Source organism: Sphingobacterium sp. G1-14, assembly GCF_002196555.1.
GTDB lineage: Bacteria > Bacteroidota > Bacteroidia > Sphingobacteriales > Sphingobacteriaceae > Sphingobacterium > Sphingobacterium siyangense.
The window spans coordinates 5112364-5128861 of sequence record NZ_CP021381.1; the positions used below are offsets into that span (position 1 = coordinate 5112364).

Annotated in this window: 16 protein-coding genes; 7 read left to right on the forward strand and 9 right to left on the reverse strand. The window is 39.8% G+C overall.

Annotated features, from left to right (window positions below):
• Nucleotides 1-15: 15 nt before the first annotated feature.
• Nucleotides 16-1385 (forward strand): IS3 family transposase gene (locus tag CBM24_RS28150; RefSeq protein ID WP_410528349.1). Its coding sequence is split into 2 segments (ribosomal slippage): nucleotides 16-511 and nucleotides 511-1385, totalling 1371 coding nucleotides; the frame shifts between segments, so codons are not numbered across the junction.
• Nucleotides 1386-1461: 76 nt separating this feature from the next.
• On the opposite strand, the gene CBM24_RS22035 is transcribed toward CBM24_RS28150, so the two are convergent.
• Both CBM24_RS22035 and CBM24_RS22040 read right to left on the reverse strand, forming a co-directional pair.
• A complete protein-coding gene (locus CBM24_RS22035) occupies nucleotides 1462-1947 on the reverse strand; it encodes a hypothetical protein (RefSeq protein WP_088162753.1) in 486 nt (161 codons plus the stop codon).
• Between the two features lie 110 nt (nucleotides 1948-2057).
• Complete coding sequence (locus CBM24_RS22040; RefSeq protein ID WP_157698572.1) at nucleotides 2058-2543, reverse strand: hypothetical protein; 486 nt, start codon at nucleotides 2541-2543, stop codon at nucleotides 2058-2060.
• 130 nt (nucleotides 2544-2673) lie between these two features.
• On the opposite strand from CBM24_RS22040, the gene CBM24_RS22045 reads away from it, so the two are divergent.
• Genes CBM24_RS22045 through CBM24_RS22055 form a run of 3 tightly spaced genes read left to right on the forward strand, consistent with a single transcriptional unit; the run spans nucleotide 2674 to nucleotide 5777 of the window.
• Nucleotides 2674-3120 (forward strand): MarR family winged helix-turn-helix transcriptional regulator, encoded by a 447-nt coding sequence (locus tag CBM24_RS22045; protein ID WP_088162755.1) that lies wholly within the window; start codon nucleotides 2674-2676, stop codon nucleotides 3118-3120.
• A 48-nt stretch (nucleotides 3121-3168) separates the two neighbouring features.
• The gene (locus CBM24_RS22050) at nucleotides 3169-4230 is read left to right on the forward strand and encodes an HlyD family secretion protein (protein WP_088162756.1); all 1062 of its coding nucleotides are present in this window, start codon (nucleotides 3169-3171) and stop codon (nucleotides 4228-4230) included.
• A gap of 2 nt (nucleotides 4231-4232) precedes the next feature.
• Nucleotides 4233-5777, forward strand: coding sequence for an MFS transporter (locus CBM24_RS22055; protein WP_088162757.1), 1545 nt, complete (start codon nucleotides 4233-4235; stop codon nucleotides 5775-5777).
• Here the strand turns inward: CBM24_RS22055 and CBM24_RS22060 are convergent, their stop codons facing one another.
• Together CBM24_RS22060 and radC are read right to left on the reverse strand one after the other, a co-directional pair.
• Nucleotides 5778-6527 (reverse strand): class I SAM-dependent methyltransferase, encoded by a 750-nt coding sequence (locus tag CBM24_RS22060; RefSeq protein ID WP_088162758.1) that lies wholly within the window; start codon nucleotides 6525-6527, stop codon nucleotides 5778-5780.
• 17 nt (nucleotides 6528-6544) lie between these two features.
• The gene (gene radC, locus CBM24_RS22065; RefSeq protein WP_088162759.1) at nucleotides 6545-7243 is read right to left on the reverse strand and encodes a RadC family protein; all 699 of its coding nucleotides are present in this window, start codon (nucleotides 7241-7243) and stop codon (nucleotides 6545-6547) included.
• Nucleotides 7244-7407: 164 nt separating this feature from the next.
• On the opposite strand from radC, the gene CBM24_RS22070 reads away from it, so the two are divergent.
• Nucleotides 7408-7866 (forward strand): peptidylprolyl isomerase, encoded by a 459-nt coding sequence (locus CBM24_RS22070; RefSeq protein WP_046671802.1) that lies wholly within the window; start codon nucleotides 7408-7410, stop codon nucleotides 7864-7866.
• Between the two features lie 26 nt (nucleotides 7867-7892).
• Nucleotides 7893-8297 carry a DUF5606 domain-containing protein gene (locus tag CBM24_RS22075; protein ID WP_075993972.1) on the forward strand — a complete coding sequence of 135 codons (405 nt, stop codon included), beginning with the start codon at nucleotides 7893-7895 and terminating at the stop codon, nucleotides 8295-8297.
• 67 nt (nucleotides 8298-8364) lie between these two features.
• Here CBM24_RS22075 and CBM24_RS22080 read toward each other — a convergent pair whose 3' ends face one another.
• The 5 genes from CBM24_RS22080 to guaB all read right to left on the reverse strand — a co-directional run bounded on the left by CBM24_RS22080 (nucleotide 8365) and on the right by guaB (nucleotide 15744).
• Nucleotides 8365-9297 (reverse strand): hypothetical protein, encoded by a 933-nt coding sequence (locus CBM24_RS22080; protein WP_088162760.1) that lies wholly within the window; start codon nucleotides 9295-9297, stop codon nucleotides 8365-8367.
• 128 nt (nucleotides 9298-9425) lie between these two features.
• Nucleotides 9426-10751, reverse strand: coding sequence for a UDP-N-acetylglucosamine 1-carboxyvinyltransferase (gene murA, locus CBM24_RS22085; RefSeq protein WP_070565984.1), 1326 nt, complete (start codon nucleotides 10749-10751; stop codon nucleotides 9426-9428).
• Between the two features lie 210 nt (nucleotides 10752-10961).
• The gene (locus CBM24_RS22090; RefSeq protein ID WP_070565986.1) at nucleotides 10962-11792 is read right to left on the reverse strand and encodes a DUF4290 domain-containing protein; all 831 of its coding nucleotides are present in this window, start codon (nucleotides 11790-11792) and stop codon (nucleotides 10962-10964) included.
• A gap of 53 nt (nucleotides 11793-11845) precedes the next feature.
• Nucleotides 11846-14125 (reverse strand): ATP-dependent helicase, encoded by a 2280-nt coding sequence (locus CBM24_RS22095; protein WP_070565989.1) that lies wholly within the window; start codon nucleotides 14123-14125, stop codon nucleotides 11846-11848.
• A gap of 143 nt (nucleotides 14126-14268) precedes the next feature.
• The gene (gene guaB / locus CBM24_RS22100) at nucleotides 14269-15744 is read right to left on the reverse strand and encodes an IMP dehydrogenase (RefSeq protein ID WP_075993975.1); all 1476 of its coding nucleotides are present in this window, start codon (nucleotides 15742-15744) and stop codon (nucleotides 14269-14271) included.
• Between the two features lie 224 nt (nucleotides 15745-15968).
• Here guaB and CBM24_RS22105 point away from each other — a divergent pair, with 224 nt between their 5' ends.
• On the forward strand, nucleotides 15969-16442 hold the full coding sequence (locus CBM24_RS22105) for a hypothetical protein (protein ID WP_088162761.1): 474 nt from the start codon (nucleotides 15969-15971) through the stop codon (nucleotides 16440-16442).
• Nucleotides 16443-16498: the final 56 nt, after the last annotated feature.

Consider the following 16498-nt stretch of genomic DNA (forward strand, 5'->3'; position numbering starts at 1 on the left):
CTGGGGGCATTTTTTATGAATAAGAAAAAGAAGCACAGCTTTGAATTTAAGCTGAGCTGTGTTAAACAGATGGATGAGCATTATCGCTCTGCAAAATCTCTTGGCAGAGAATTAGGAATCGCCTATTCGTTACTTGATACCTGGTATAGGATATATAAGTATCATGGATCTGCAGGACTTCTTCCCAGAAAAGGGAAAAGGATCTTTAGCCCGTCTTTTAAGTTGTCAGTCCTTAACGCAATCCGTGAAGAAAGTTTATCTTTGAAAGAGGCTCGCGTGCGCTTCGACCTTTCCTCGGATGACCACATTATCAACTGGCAGAAAAGACTGGATGAGTTTGGTCCGGCAGGATTGGAGCCGCGGGCTAAAGGAAGACAACCTATGACTAAGAAATCAAACCAACAGATCAAGCGAAAGGTCAGGAAAACGAATAAACCACTCACGCGTGAAGAGGAACTTTTGCAGGAGAAAGAGTATTTACGGGCGGAAAATGCTTTGCTAAAAAAGCTCCAAGCCTTAGCTCAAGAAGAAAACAAGCGCAAGCCATAATGGAGCTAAGGCATCAATTCGACCTGGATACCATGTTGAGCTGTGTTAAAATGGCAAGGAGTACTTTTTATTATTACTCCGGGAAATCAGGACAACCGGACAGGTATGAACGGGTAAGGAACCTGATCAGCAGGATATACCATGACCATAAGGGGCGCTTTGGCTATCGCCGTATCGTACTGATGCTCAGACGACATGGAGAGGGTATCAACCATAAGACCGTGCTTAGGCTGATGGGAGAAATGAAGCTGAAGAGCCTGATCAGGGTGAAAAAATACCGGTCCTACCGGGGTGACCTGGGCAAGATAGCTCCCAATATCCTTAACAGGGAATTCAAGGCTGACAGCCCAGCCCAAAAATGGGCTACTGATGTTACAGAGTTCAAAGTCAGGGGAAGAAAGCTCTACCTTACCCCGATCATTGATCTGTTCAATCAGGAAATTATCAGTTATGAGCTTACTGACAGACCGGTGTTCAAGGCGGTAATGGACATGTTGAAAAAATCACTTCCTTTTGCAAAAGTATCCTCACAGTTGATTTTACATTCAGATCAGGGATGGCAATATCAAATGCAGAAGTATCAACAGTGGCTCAAAGAAAACGGAATCACTCAAAGCATGTCCAGAAAAGGAAATTGCCTTGATAATGCTGTAATTGAAAATTTCTTTGGAACTTTAAAATCAGAGCTGTTCTATCTAAAACAATATGAATCAACAGAGAAGTTAAAAAGCGAAATAGAAGATTATATATCCTATTACAATAATCAACGGATAAAACTAAATTTAAATGGAATGAGCCCGACAGAATATCGAGCTCATTATTACAAATCTAATTAACTAAATTTGTCCAATCTTTTGGGGGCAGTCCAGATCGACGTCCCCTTTTTTGATATAATTCGTTTTCAGCTGCTCTTTACTTTTTGTCAGAAATGTACGTTTTGTTACCATTTCCGTTGATATAATATTTGCCACCTTTGGGACCGAGATAAACTGTATGTCCATTATATTTTTCACTTGTTGCTTTATCAGCTGTAGCTACGGCATCCTTTTTAACAGCAGCGGCTTGTTTTTCAGCTTTAGCACTTTCTTTTTTCACGGCTTTTTCCTTCGCTTCCATTGGTGCTGCTGGCGCTGTTTTTGTATCAGCCATCTTTTTTGTCTGCGCTGACTTTTCCTTGACAGCAGCTTCCTTCTTCGCAGTAGCTTTCACCGGCGCTGCCTTCGTTTTCGTTTCGGCCTCGTTGGCTTTAGTCTTTACTTCTTTTGCTTTTTGTTCAGACTTTTTGGCTTCTTTTTCCATTTTTTTAGGAGCCGTTTGTGCATAGGATTGTCCCAATCCCACTGCAGCGATCAAAGCTAATGCAGCTGTGATTTTTTTGAAACGATTTATTGCTTTCATAACTCAATTGTTATTTAAATAATTGTAAATAAAAGTACAATACAAATGCCATATTTCGATTTAATTACCTGAAAAAATATGTTTAACAAATTTTTAACTTAGCCAAGGAATTATTCGACAACTTGTTTTCTAAATTTCGAATCAATTATATATTTTACCCCCTTTGCATCTATAAATACGGGCTTTCCATGGTAGTGCTCATTACTGCGTCGATCAATGGCAACACGATACCGGGTGGGGGAGCTAGTGGAGCTGTAGGTTATATTGCCAACCGATTCTCCAGGGCTAACGATTACTTCCGAACCTTCATATACGCGCTCACTCACCCTGCCGGTAAAACGCTGTTTTCCCGTTGACGTTTTTATTTTCTCCTGCTGCTCGGGCTCTTTATCAATCGGCGCAACGTCCAAGGTCATCACATCGACCTGTGGGCTTAAAGGGAAGAATGGATCTACCCACCGATATATAAAATGATAATCGGTTTCTAAGTTATTAAAAGCATGCATTTGCTGTGCCCTTACAACACTTATCCCACCTCCTAAAATCAGCAGTGGCAGTAGGCAACGTCTAAAGAAGATTAATTCAACTCTTAACATATCTTTTTTTCCTTTCGTTTAAGTGCTTCCAAATAAAATGCCATCTCTCTCTAAAGCACTCATCTTTAACACATTTTTAACTAAAATAAATTAGTTTGATATTTAACTGTTTTATGTTTAACTTTGTACTATGAAAAACGAATCCATGAATCCAGTAAAACCCTTAGTGGATAGTATCATTGCCTTGCGAACGAGCTTAAAACAATACTATATCCAGAAAATAAAGGAACAGCAATTGGATATCACCTATGAAATGTTACAAGTATTGGCAGCACTGTGGAAGAAGGAGCAAATGAATCAGCAAGATATAGCCACAGCAATACAGAAGAACAAAGCAAGTGTCACTCCGCTGATCGATAATCTTTGTAAACGGGATCTGGTTAGACGCGTCAGCGATCCCAATGACAGACGAAATAATTTAATCGAATTAACGGTAAAGGGAGACGAATATAGGACATTATTAGACCCTGTCCAACAAGACCTCTACCGTGTGATCCTGCAGGAGATATCAGAAAAAAAAGTATTGGAAATTACAGAAACTCTCGAAAAATTGACCGCAATTATTGATAAGCAATAGTATCGGGAGCCTTGATTTTCAGAAAAAAAGAAGATAAGTAATTGAGTCATGAGCAATTCAACATTAAGTGAGAAAGAAATAAAACGAAGGCGGAAGATATGGATCATCAACATCCTATCTGCAGTCGTCATTGTGGTTACAATTATCTGGGGTATCTTAGTCTTTTTCCACATCAACGAATCTGTTTATACAGATGATGCCCAGGTAGATGCCCATATTACCCCTATAAATTCGCGTATCAGCGGTTATATCAAAACAATTCGATTTGATGAGCATCAAAAAGTTCACAAAGGCGATACACTCGTCATTATTGATGATGCTGAGTACAGAATTTTATTACAAAATGCACAAGCCACTCTTGCCGATGCCAAAGCAAGTAAAACAATATCGCAATCTGGAATTGCCATTGCCGGCAACAGTACTGCGATAGCAAATGCCAATATCGATGAGATGAGAGCCCGGCTAGATAATATGGAATTGAATTATAGGCGTTACCAGAGTCTCGTGAAAGATGAAGCAGTAACGCAATATCAATTCGATCAGGTAAAAGCAGATTATGAGGCCATGTTAGCCAAATATAAGGCACTTTTGGCGCAAGAGCGTGTATCGAAACTTAACACACATGAGTCTGAACAGAAGCTGTCAATCAATGATGCCTCCTTACTAAAGGCCGAATCTGCGATTGATCTAGCCAAGTTAAACCTTTCGTATACGGTTATCACTGCACCGTACGACGGTGTATTGGGACGGCGGACGATAGAAGAGGGCCAATTGGTGCAAAACGGTACGCCATTGGTCAATATTGTACGTGATGAGCAGAAATGGATTACCGCAAATTATACCGAAAGTCAACTAAAAAATATTGCCCTCGGGGCAAAAGTCAACATTGAAATTGATGCATTGGCCGGGAAGACATTTGAAGGTGAAGTAGCCGCCATATCCGAAGCAACAGGATCTAAGTATTCTGCTGTTCCGGTTGACAATTCTACGGGGAACTTTGTTAAGGTACAACAGCGCATTCCGGTTAGAATTAATTTTACAGCATCCAATACCCCAAAAGATCTCGCCATGCTTCGCGTAGGTATGAATGCTATCATACGTATTAAATAATCATGAAAGATCGTATATTCAGAGATTGGTTGAGTTCAGGTTGGGAATTGTTCTTTCTGTTTGTACTCAATATTTTATTTTCGTTCAATAATGGAATCCCAACATCCATTAACACGTATGTCATGAATGGATACGCCGGTATCACCGCAGATCTGAGTATGGCTACATATTGTTATTATGCGGGAATGGTATGTGCCATACCACTGGTATTTAGGTTGTTGAAATTATTTTCCAAAAAGACGATATTAATTGTATCTATCTTCATTATCCTCGCTTCCAATGCGGTTTTGGAACATGCTAATAATGGTGTTAACATCTGTATGGCCACATTTTTTATTGGGAGTGCCAAGATTATTGTCACGATGGCTATCATTGGGGAAATGATCCCTTTTCTCATGCCACGTGGAGAACGGTATCAATTATATGCAGTCTACTACCCCATGACAATGATCATTCCTGCCTTGGCAAGTTATATATCTGTTCTATTTGCAACACGTTTCTATTGGGAAACTGTCTTTTTATTTCAAAATATACTACTTGCAGTAGCGTTGTTAATCTGCATCATCTTTATGAAATCGTCAGATTTTAAAAAGGTACCGCTGTATCAATATGACTGGTTTGGAAGTATTTTACTTTGTATTTCATTATTGAATTTTGCCTATTTCAGCACATATGGTCTGACACAAAATTGGTTTCATTCCAGGTTTATTTTGGTCACCGGAATCGCATCGCTCTGTTTTTTTATACTTTTTATAAATAGAAGTGTACTAATCCGAAAATCACTCTTAAATTTTGAAGCCTTTTCAACACGGATTCTGCCTATCTCCATTGGAATAATTTTTATTTTCGGCATTTTTTATAGCTCGACCTCGCTGTACTCCTCCCTTTTGGGAATTACGCTTGGTACAAACCCCTTGGAAGTCGCCGAAATAAATACCTATGTAATTCCTGGTTATATGATCGGCGCAGTAATCGCTTATATTTATTTCAAAATAACAAAAAAATGCAAGTTCATTTTGGCATTCTCCGCAGCGTGTTATGCCCTATCTTGCTTTTTCTTTGCAAGGATTATCGACCAACAAACAAACACGGCTTTGTTCTATCTCCCTTTGACATTAAGAGGAATGGGCGTGATCACTTCCTACATTGGAATAGGCGTATATATGGCCGGTAACATTCCCAGCAAATATTACCTCTCTGGCTTAGTATTTTTGATTCTTACACGTTCATTTTTGGTGCCTGTAGTCTGGTCAAACATCATTACTAATTGGTATTACCACCTACAGATCCTTAATGCCAATAATCTTGCTGGTATAATCGATCGAACAAATAGCTTGGTGCTACAAAGAGGAAATATAATGAAATCGGTCCAAGTCCAAGCCTCGCTACTATCCATACGCGACGCCTACTCCGGGCTATTTATTATTGGGGTAATCCTAACGTTATTCATCTTAATCTTCCCTTTTCATTCTTCGCCTATACGAAGAGTTTTCGACTGGAAGAGAAAAAATGCAACGAAAGAAGCTTTGCAAATTCCTATTTCTTAGTTAACTGATATAAATTTCGGTTATATACTTGAATACGATACGCTCAGAGATTGCGTACTTATCGAAAAGTGTACGGAGATCGTCATAGAGCGTTTTGTTTTCAGCCTGCTCTTTGGGAAAATAGGATGATGAACGTACTCTTCCCAAAAACGACCGAAGGTCCAATATCTGTTGATTTGGTAAGGTTACCTTGGTCATTGAACGTGATCCAAAAAATTGTTTGAGATCATCATCACTGATATTTTTGTGGCTGACAGATTGATAACTTGGTATATGACTGAGCAGAAAATCTTCGTACTCCTGTTGAAAAGCGTCGCCGGGATCACGCTGGTTCCAGACCAGTACAATACGTCCATTTTCTGTGAGAATGCGAGCGAACTCCCTCTTACATGCTTCCCGGTCAAACCAATGAAACGATTGCCCTGCAAAAATGAGATCTACGCATCCAGACTCAATAGATGTATCTTCGGCAGTCGCATTCAGCGCGATTAAATTCCGATAGGTTTTAAAATGATGCAGTAAAGATTCACGCATTTCCCGATTGGGTTCAACAGCAAAAACGTCATTCCCATTTTCGAGAAAAAGTTGCGTAGATAGCCCTGTACCACTACCGATATCGGCAACCAACCATTTTTTATCCAGCCCTATTTGTTCTTTAAGCACCTGAATAATCTCTTTTGGGTAACATGGTCTAAATTTCTCGTAATCGACAACCCTGTCTGTGAATCTATCAATACTGTTTTTGTTCATACTAAGAATTGCTGTAACTAGTCGATTATACCCTCATCTTTAAAACTATAATATCCGTTATCGGTAAAGATTAAATGATCGGCAACTCTAATATCCATAATTTTAGAGGCTTCAACAATTTTTTGCGTCAGAATTTTGTCAGCATTGCTTGGATACAAGGTGCCCGAGGGGTGATTATGAACTAATATAATTGCATGTGCTTTAAGGCTAAGTGCAGATCGTAATATAATCCGGACATCGACTGGCGTAAAATCATTACCGCCGCGTCCGATCAGTTGTTTGTCTAATATTTTATACCCCGTATTGAGATACAGAGTCCAAAACTCTTCATGGGGCAGATCCTGAAGTATGGGTTTCATAAAGTTGTAAACGAAGCGGCTGCTATTTACGAGCTTACGCTCTTCTACGGGCAGGTCGTTTTTCCGGCGTGCGAGCTCCAATGCGGCAAGAATAGCGATGGCTTTTGCCTCGCCTATCCCTTTATACATGCTCAGTTCTGAAACCTCCATCATCGAAAGCGTCTGCAGGTTGTTATTGACATCGGCCAATATGCGCCGGCATAATTCAACAGCACTTTCATTTTTGGAACCAGACCCGATTAAAATAGCCAGTAATTCGGCGTCGGTAAGCGCCCTACGGCCCTGGCTCAATAGTTTCTCTCTCGGACGATCGGCCTCTGCCCACTCCCGAATGACTAGTTTGTACGGATTTGACATCTACAGTTAATTATAATTGGCTAGCGTACATAAATATACAAAAATACTGTTACTTAATATCCTGAGAAATACACAATCTATCAATTAAAAAAAATTGGCAATCGGGATTTACTTCACATTTCACTCTGAAACGTTATCTTTGTATTTCATAAAAATTTTTGAATATGAGTAAAGCGATTATTAAAACAGAAAAAGGCGACATGACTGTGGAGTTCTACACAGCTGATGCTCCAAATACAGTAGCCAATTTTATCAAACTTGCTAAATCAGGATATTATGATGGATTGGCATTTCACCGTGTGATCCCTGATTTCGTTATCCAAGGTGGATGTCCAAATTCACGTGAAGGAGCTGCAGGAATCCCTGGAACGGGTGGCCCTGGTTATAAAATTGACTGTGAATTAACAGGCGAAAACCAATACCACGATAGAGGTGTATTGTCTATGGCTCATGCAGGCCGTAATACTGGTGGTTCTCAATTTTTCATCTGTCATAGCCGTAACAACACTGCTCACTTAGATCGTAACCATACTTGTTTTGGAAAAGTTATCGAAAACGTAGACATTGTTGACGATATCAGACAAGGTGACCGTATTTTATCAATTGAAGTTATCGAAGATTAATTCTTGGAGATTTAAATAGTATTAAAATGAATTTAAGAGCATTAGTATCCGTAACTGGTAAACCAGGATTGTTCAAATTGGTTGGACAAAATAAAGGTGGTTTTATTTTAGAAACCCTTGATCAGGCAAAAATTAAAACTGTAGTAAGTTTATCTTCTACAAAAATGGCGACTTTGGAAGATATCACCATCTATGGTGAAGAAGAAGAAATTCGTCTATTGAATATTTTTGAAACAATCAAAGAGAAAGGCATCGCTCTGCCAGATACAAAATCTGATGGCGCAACATTAAGAGATTTCTTCCGTGAAGTAGCTCCTGGCCATGATGAATCACGTGTTTATTCTTCGGATATTAAAAAGGTTATCACATGGTATAACATTATCAAGGAATTCCCTTTATTTGAAGAAGAAGCACCTGCTCCTTTAATGTAAACTTTTACATATATCCCAAATAAAAAAGGAGTTGATCATGTGATCAACTCCTTTTTTATGGTGTTTTCTAATGAAACACGACATCAAGTACATTTTTTTCGATGCTGTTTTGATCTTTGGCCCCGTCAAGTTTAGCATGTGCTTTTGTAACTTCAAATTCTTTGGGTTCAAATTGCTTTTCGACGACAGCTGTGGTTGTAAAGCGCAATAGGGAATTTTCATCTTCATTGAGATAGGCATCAATTTCAAGAATCCCTTCGTTTTCATCAAACACATAAGGGTGCAGCAGATTGATTCCTTTCGGGATCCGTGGACTCTTCCAAACGACAAATTTAGGGAGCGTTTTATCCATTGCATCAATTTTATTGTAAATGGCCTGCTGACAGGTAATTCCGGCAATTACTTTTGTTTTCCCGGTCTTATCGATCATATACTCTTTGGGATTTATTCGTATCTGCACTTTCGCCAATCCATTAAGTTTCCCTTCTGGATAGTTCAGTCCTACATTGATAGTCTCGTTGCCACTATTTGCTAAAAAAGCCTCGCCTGAACCTTTGCTATAATTCACATAATTTTCCAGGCGGTACGTCAGGCCCGCAGCATCAGATTTCGCTTGTTGTTGATCAAATTTAATTTCCATCTTACGTAAAGGGGCAAGCATCAGCTCCATACGCTGCAGGGGATTTTCAATATCAAAGCTATCTTTCTTCATTTGTTCCGCCTGGGGTAGCGTGGATATTGCCTTCCACAATGCAGCAGGTGAACTATCTTTGGTCAGATTCATCAACCTGATTAGTTCAGCAAAAGGCATATTGGGAAAAGTAACTTTTTGTACGATTACCGCAGCATTGATCCGTTTAGAAGAGCGGATATCCGTTGTTGTATTTGATTCTTCATGTAGCTTAACCTCTTTAGGTGTAGAGGATTGACAATTGTGAAAAAGAAGTACTATGCCTAATAATGGGAAAACTAAGGCGTACTTTTTTAGATATTTTTTCATATCTATAGCTGTTTAAATGTAGTATAGACAAATTTACCTTATTTGACGCAGATATCACAAAAAAAGCCCCAGAATTTATATCCGGAGCTTTTTTTATCTTACACTAGCACATAGGCTATTCTCTTTAATTAATGACCTTTTGGTTCGGCATCGATACGTTTAATATCGGCTCCTAATTTACGCAAGCGTTCTTCGATATCTTGATAGCCACGTTCAATCTGTTCGATATTGTGGATCACAGATTTTCCTTTAGCAGATAGGGCTGCAATCAATAAAGAAACCCCGGCACGAATATCTGGCGAAGTCATCTCAATACCTCTCAGGTGGTGTGATTTATTCAGTCCAATAACGGTTGCGCGGTGCGGATCGCACAAGATAATCTGAGCCCCCATATCGATCAATTTGTCCACGAAGAACAAACGGCTCTCGAACATTTTTTGGTGGATCAATACGTTTCCTTTTGCCTGAGTCGCCACAACAAGTACTATACTTAATAAATCGGGCGTAAAACCTGGCCAAGGTGCATCTGAAATCGTCAGGATAGATCCATCGATAAATGTATCGATTTCATACGATTCTTGCGCCGGAATAAAAATATCATCACCGCGTAATTCAAACTTGATGCCTAAGCGCGAAAATACAGATGGAATAACGCCAAGTTCTTCGAAACAGACATCTTTAATGGTGATTTCTGAACCTGTCATTGCTGCAAGGCCGATGAAAGAACCTATTTCAATCATATCAGGCAACATGCGGTGTGAAGTTCCCCCCAGACGCTCTACTCCTTCGATGGTCAACAAATTAGATCCAATACCGGATATTTTAGCCCCCATGCGATTCAACATCTTACATAGTTGTTGTAAATAAGGCTCACAAGCAGCGTTGTATATCGTTGTTGTCCCTTTTGCCAATACAGCAGCCATCACGATATTCGCCGTACCCGTTACAGAAGCTTCGTCCAAAAGGATATAACTTCCTTTTAACTCCGTTGCATCAACGTTAAAAAAATGGGTAGTCGCATCGTACACAAACTTAGCACCCAATTTTTCAAAACCCAAAAAGTGGGTATCTAATCGTCTACGTCCGATTTTATCACCCCCCGGTTTCGGAATAGCGGCTTTTCCGAATCGAGCCAACAAAGGACCGACAATCATGATAGAGCCACGCAATCCACCACCTTTTTCTTTAAATTCAGGTGACTGGAAATAGTCTATATTTATATCTTTAGCTTCAAAAACGTATGTGTCCTTATCTATGCGATCAATTTTAACACCTAAAGCAGCCAATAGATCGATCAACTTATTGACATCCTTAATATCTGGGATATTACTGATGGTCATAGGTTCTTCTGTCAGTAAAACTGCAGAAAGGATCTGTAAGGCCTCATTTTTTGCTCCTTGAGGAATAATCTCTCCCTTTAACGGTTTTCCACCGATTATTTCAAATGCGTTCATTTATATATAAGTGATATCTTCTTAGTATCTTATCCCGGTTCTTGTATTAGCCTTGGGATATTTAGCCTTCCGCCTAACATACAGGGATCGGAGACCAAAGAACCTTGTTTTTTTATAAAACAGCGCGATTCTTAAAAAAAGAAGGCAATTGTAAAGAAATCTGTTAATCACTTCGCAATTGCCTGCTTCTTTAAACAAAATCTTTAAGAACTAGCCTCGTTTATTATTATAATTACCCTGCGGCTTTCTGTTTCTGTTATTGTTGTTATTGTTGTCCCTACCGTAGCTGTTGTTATTGTTATCCCTACTGTAGCTGTTGTTATTGCTTCCGTAGTTATTGCGCTTCGTATTATTGTTGTTGTTACTTGTCATACGAGGCTTGCCTCCACCTTTCGACTGGTGACCGGAATTATTATTATTGTTATTGTTATTATTTCCGCCTGAGTTACTGTTAGCCGGACCTTTAACGCGATTTCCCGGAGGCGGAGTTTTAAAGTCAAGTTTGGTCAATACGGTACCTTCTGGTAAGGTCAATTGATAACCTGACAACTCTTTGAGATCCTGGATGATCAACTCATCCGAAACAGAATCCTTATTCCAGGTCAGGTAAGCCATTTTCATAAAATTGGCGATACCGATAACCATCTGCTCTCTTTTAGCCTCGTCATTAGCCAATAAAGCCTTTTCAATCATTTTCTCTACGGTAAAACCATAGTGCTTGAATCTAATGGAATGCTGCGGATAGCCCAAATGCTCAACTTCGTGTTTCACACTTTTCGCTGTAGCAATTGGATAAGGTGAGTCAATATCCAATTTAAAATCAGAGATAATCTGTAGGTGATCCCACAGTTTATGTTTAAAATCAGACACGTCTCTCAAATGTGGGTTCAATACCCCCATCATATCGATTACAATCTGCGCATGTTTATTTCTTTCTTCCTTTGTGGGTAAAGTACAGATGTAATCTACCATATTTTGCACATTGCGACCATATTCTGCAAGGATCAATTTTGGTCTAGTGCTGTTGTAGTCAAAGTTCATATAGCTAATATAAGTACCTAATTAAACGATCAAGATGCCGTTTTGGTATTTTATTATTGAATTATTCTAAGTTTTGCAAATTTAAGCAACAATTGTTTCTGTCCCAACTCTTTAAAGAAAATAGTTGCTTTTATATCTCCTTTGTTTCCTTCGAGATTAACTACTTTCCCAAATCCAAAACGTTCATGTTCAACTTCCATGCCGACTTGAAGATTTGATGTATCTGAAGGAGCAAAACCCGCAGTAGGTTTGTGGGCTTTCGGTAGTATTGATGTCGTTTTAACCATCGGCTTAGGCTTAGGTTTAGAAAACGTATCATCACTATCCTTTTGTTGCCATGCAATTCGTTCGCCTTGAAAACTTCCGGCTGAGGCAGAAGTTTGTCGTGGTTTAAAATCCAATGCAAGACATGCCGGATTCAATTCATCCAAGAAGCGACTGGGTTCGCAGTTATTCAGCGTTCCCCAACGATATCGCGAAGTAGCATACGAAAGTAGTAATTTTTTTTCAGCTCTCGTAACAGCGACATAAAAAAGTCTTCGTTCCTCTTCCAATTCCGACCTGGAATTCAACGACAACTGGGAAGGAAATAGGTTTTCTTCTAAGCCTACAATGAAAACAATCGGAAATTCCAATCCTTTGGAAGAGTGAATGGTCATCAATGATACAGTATCAGCATTTGGATCTTTATCATTATCGTCGTTTGTCAACAGCGCGATATCCTGCATATAGACATCAAGTCCACGCTCTTCGATATCTTCCCGTTCCGAAAATTCCTTGATACCATTGAGGAGTTCCTGGATATTTTCGTAACGCGCCAACCCCTCTACCGATTTGTCTTCATACAATTCTTTCAGAATACCACAGTGCTGCGCAATATGCATTGCCGTATCAAATGCGTTATTGTTTTTGGCAAGAGCCTGAAAACTCTGTATCATCTGTGCAAAACCACCGACGGAAGTTGCACTACGTCCGTCTAGAAACTGGGCTGCATTTGCAACAACATCCCATATACGGTATTGATTCTGATCTGCAGCGATCATGATCTTCTCTATCGTCGTATCCCCGATCCCTCTACGTGGATAATTGATAACACGCTTTAGTGCTTCCTCATCATTTGGGTTGAAGGTAAGTCTGAAATACGCGATCAGATCTTTAATTTCTTTCCGTTGATAGAAAGAAGTACCCCCGTATATTTTATAGGGGATATTAATTTTGCGTAAGGCCTCCTCCATTGCCCTGGATTGGGCGTTGGTACGATACAGAATAGCAAAATCTTTATAATTAAGTCCTTTTAACGATTTCTCTTCAATGATCTGGTCAGCAACGATCTTACCTTCCTCATTGTCAGAGAAAGCACGTGAAACCTTGATCTTTTCGCCCTCTTCATTATCCGAGAAAACATTTTTTTCCAATTGATTCTGATTATTCGCAATCACCGAATTGGCCGCATTCACGATCATCTTAGTCGATCGATAATTCTGCTCCAGTTTAAAGATCTTCACATCTGGATAATCCTTTTGGAAATTCAGGATATTCTGAATATTTGCACCACGAAATGCATAGATCGATTGTGCATCATCCCCAACCACGCAGATATTTTCGTTGACTGCTGCCAGGCGTTTGACAATAAGGTATTGGGAGAAGTTGGTATCCTGGTACTCATCGACCATCAGATAGCGAAATTGATGCTGATATTTATGCAATACCTCTGGATGCTTGTTTAACAAGACATTTGTTTTAAACAAGAGGTCATCAAAATCCATTGCTCCAGCACGGTAACAGCGTTGTGCATAGGTCATATAAATCTGCCCCAATTGACCACGACCATTGGAAATATCTTCGGCCAGTATGGCTTCATTCTTATTATATTCCTGCGGTGAGATCAAGTTGTTTTTTGCCTGTGAGATACGTCCATACACATGATTGACATTATACAGCTTATCATCGAGATTCATTTCCTTTAAAATGGCACGCAACAAACTTTTGGTATCGTCCGTATCGTAGATGGTAAAGTTTCTGGGATAACCGATCAATTCTGCTTCGACACGGAGTATCTTTGCGAATACCGAGTGGAATGTTCCCATCCAAATATTTTTCGCTTCGCTTCCAACAACAGAAACGATACGTGCGCGCATCTCTTTGGCGGCCTTGTTGGTAAATGTTAATACCAAGATATTGAATGGATCAACACCTTTTCGAATCAAGTGTGCTACACGATAGGTAATTACCCGTGTTTTTCCTGAACCAGCTCCCGCAACAATCATCACAGGACCTTCTGTTTGCTCTACGGCTCCTCGTTGTGAAGGGTTTAAACCCGCTAAATAATCCAAATTAACTCCTTAAATTTTAAAACCTGAGAATAGGGTATAAAAGTACAAATTTCCTATTGATCACTGGGGCTATCTTGCTAATATTTTTACACAAAAAAAACCGATAATCAAGATTATCGGTTTTTATATCATCCAAGCAACATCTAGCCTCTGCTGTTATAATTTGGTGCTTCCTTCGTAATGGAAATATTATGTGGATGGGACTCTCTCAACCCTGCTCCTGTAATACGGACAAATTGTGCTTCCTGTAATTTTTCAATTGTTGCAGCACCACAGTATCCCATAGAAGCGCGTAATCCGCCAATATATTGATAAACGACCTCAGCCAATGTACCTTTGTAAGGAACACGCCCAACGATACCTTCAGGAACCAATTTTTTGATATCATCTTCTACGTCTTGGAAATAACGATCTTTAGATCCTTTTTCCATGGCTTCAATTGAGCCCATACCGCGGTAAGATTTAAACTTACGTCCCTCATAGATAATTGTTTCACCCGGAGCTTCTTCCACACCAGCGAATAAAGAGCCAGCCATAATTGTACTTGCCCCGGCTGCAATTGCTTTTGCAATATCACCGGTTTGTTTGATACCACCATCTGCGATCAATGGCACGCCAGTTCCTTTAAGTGCTTTGGCAACTTCATATACAGCATAAAGCTGAGGAACACCAACACCAGCAATAATACGGGTTGTACAAATTGAGCCCGGTCCGATACCTACTTTTACGGCATCTGCACCTGCTTCAGCCAAAGCTGTTGCTGCTGCACCGGTCGCAATATTTCCAACGATTACCTGTAGCTCAGGGAACTGCGATTTCACCAATTTCAACTTATCGATTACACCTTTAGAATGCCCGTGTGCCGTATCGATTGTAACCACATCCACACCTGCTTTCACCAAAGCCTCAACGCGGTCAAGGGTATCTGGTGTAACACCTACTGCCGCACCAACCAATAAACGGCCATGGCTATCTTTGGCAGCATTGGGATAATGTTTATATTTTTGGATATCTTTAAAGGTAATCAAGCCTTTCAAAATACCTTCTTCATTAACTACAGGAAGTTTTTCGATTTTTTCGTTTTGAAGAATCTCTTCCGCTTTCACCAAATCCGTTCCTTCGGGAGCAACAACAAGATTTTCCTTGGTCATCAATTCGTTGATTGGACGACTCATATCTTTTTGGAAACGAAGATCACGATTCGTTACAATACCAACCAATTGGCCTTTTTCGTTCACAACAGGAATTCCACCGATTTTGTGCTCCTTCATAATATTGAAGGCATCACCCACAGTTGCTGTTGCCAATAACGTTACTGGATCCTGAATCATTCCGCTCTCCGAACGTTTTACTTTGCGTACTTCAGCAGCTTGTTCTGCAATCGTCATGTTCTTATGTAACATACCAATACCGCCAGCTTGAGCAATCGCAATCGCCAAATCAGCACCGGTTACCGTATCCATTGCTGCAGAAACCAATGGAATATTTAATTTGATTTTTTTTGTTAGCGAAGTGCTCGTATCAACGTCACGGGGTAAAATTTCAGAATAAGCTGGAATTAATAAGACGTCGTCGTAAGTGAGACCTTCTGCTACGAATTTTTGTGGATCTAATTGCATGGCAAATATGTATTGGGTTTTCTATTTGCCAGGCAAATTTAAGAAAAATAAGCAATAATAAAAAATAAAAGATACAAATTACAATCGGAAGACAAATTAGAAACGTGATGAATTAAGCATTCAGTTCGGGTACGTCCCAGCCTTTATCATTTTTTGGCAGGCTATTTGCTTTTGGTAACACGAAAAGTTATTTTAATTAATGAAAATATAAAGATAAGATAATTATGAAAAAGACATTACTCTCATTAGCTGCCGTTGCAGCATTAGCATTTGGCGCACAGGAAGCGAAAGCTCAGTCTCCGCAACGCGCTGCAATCGGTGTAGTTTTCGACGGATCAATTGGAGACCTCTGGGGGGTTCAATACAAACAATCTATGGGTGGCGCAAACAATGGTCAAGCGCAGGTAATGTTTGATGACCACGTCGTTGCTGTAGGGGCTGACTGGCAACATGCTAGACCGTTCCGTGGAGCTCCTGGATTAGGCTGGTATGCTGGTGTTGGTGCACAATTGACATTTGTTGACGCTGGAGATAACATTACGTATGTAGGGTTGAGACCGCAGTTGGGTCTTGAGTTTAAAATTCCATCGGCTCCTATCGGTCTTCATGCCGATTGGAAACCAAACTGGACGTTAAATCATGGTTCTGATTTTGACGCATCTACATTCTCATTCGGTATCAAATACACATTGAGATAAGATAAACAACTAAACAGTAAAAGGTCCTTCTCTATTTTGAGCAGGGCCTTTTTTTA

What these genes read in the sequence shown, in the direction of transcription:
- CBM24_RS22035 (WP_088162753.1), bottom strand. Translation starts at nt 1,947, where the DNA reads ATGAAAGCAATAAATCGTTTCAAAAAAATCACAGCTGCATTAGCTTTG.
- CBM24_RS22040 (WP_157698572.1), bottom strand. Translation starts at nt 2,543, where the DNA reads ATGTTAAGAGTTGAATTAATCTTCTTTAGACGTTGCCTACTGCCACTG.
- CBM24_RS22045 (WP_088162755.1), top strand. Translation starts at nt 2,674, where the DNA reads ATGAAAAACGAATCCATGAATCCAGTAAAACCCTTAGTGGATAGTATC.
- CBM24_RS22050 (WP_088162756.1), top strand. Translation starts at nt 3,169, where the DNA reads ATGAGCAATTCAACATTAAGTGAGAAAGAAATAAAACGAAGGCGGAAG.
- CBM24_RS22055 (WP_088162757.1), top strand. Translation starts at nt 4,233, where the DNA reads ATGAAAGATCGTATATTCAGAGATTGGTTGAGTTCAGGTTGGGAATTG.
- CBM24_RS22060 (WP_088162758.1), bottom strand. Translation starts at nt 6,527, where the DNA reads ATGAACAAAAACAGTATTGATAGATTCACAGACAGGGTTGTCGATTAC.
- radC (WP_088162759.1), bottom strand. Translation starts at nt 7,243, where the DNA reads ATGTCAAATCCGTACAAACTAGTCATTCGGGAGTGGGCAGAGGCCGAT.
- CBM24_RS22070 (WP_046671802.1), top strand. Translation starts at nt 7,408, where the DNA reads ATGAGTAAAGCGATTATTAAAACAGAAAAAGGCGACATGACTGTGGAG.
- CBM24_RS22075 (WP_075993972.1), top strand. Translation starts at nt 7,893, where the DNA reads ATGAATTTAAGAGCATTAGTATCCGTAACTGGTAAACCAGGATTGTTC.
- CBM24_RS22080 (WP_088162760.1), bottom strand. Translation starts at nt 9,297, where the DNA reads ATGAAAAAATATCTAAAAAAGTACGCCTTAGTTTTCCCATTATTAGGC.
- murA (WP_070565984.1), bottom strand. Translation starts at nt 10,751, where the DNA reads ATGAACGCATTTGAAATAATCGGTGGAAAACCGTTAAAGGGAGAGATT.
- CBM24_RS22090 (WP_070565986.1), bottom strand. Translation starts at nt 11,792, where the DNA reads ATGAACTTTGACTACAACAGCACTAGACCAAAATTGATCCTTGCAGAA.
- guaB (WP_075993975.1), bottom strand. Translation starts at nt 15,744, where the DNA reads ATGCAATTAGATCCACAAAAATTCGTAGCAGAAGGTCTCACTTACGAC.
- CBM24_RS22105 (WP_088162761.1), top strand. Translation starts at nt 15,969, where the DNA reads ATGAAAAAGACATTACTCTCATTAGCTGCCGTTGCAGCATTAGCATTT.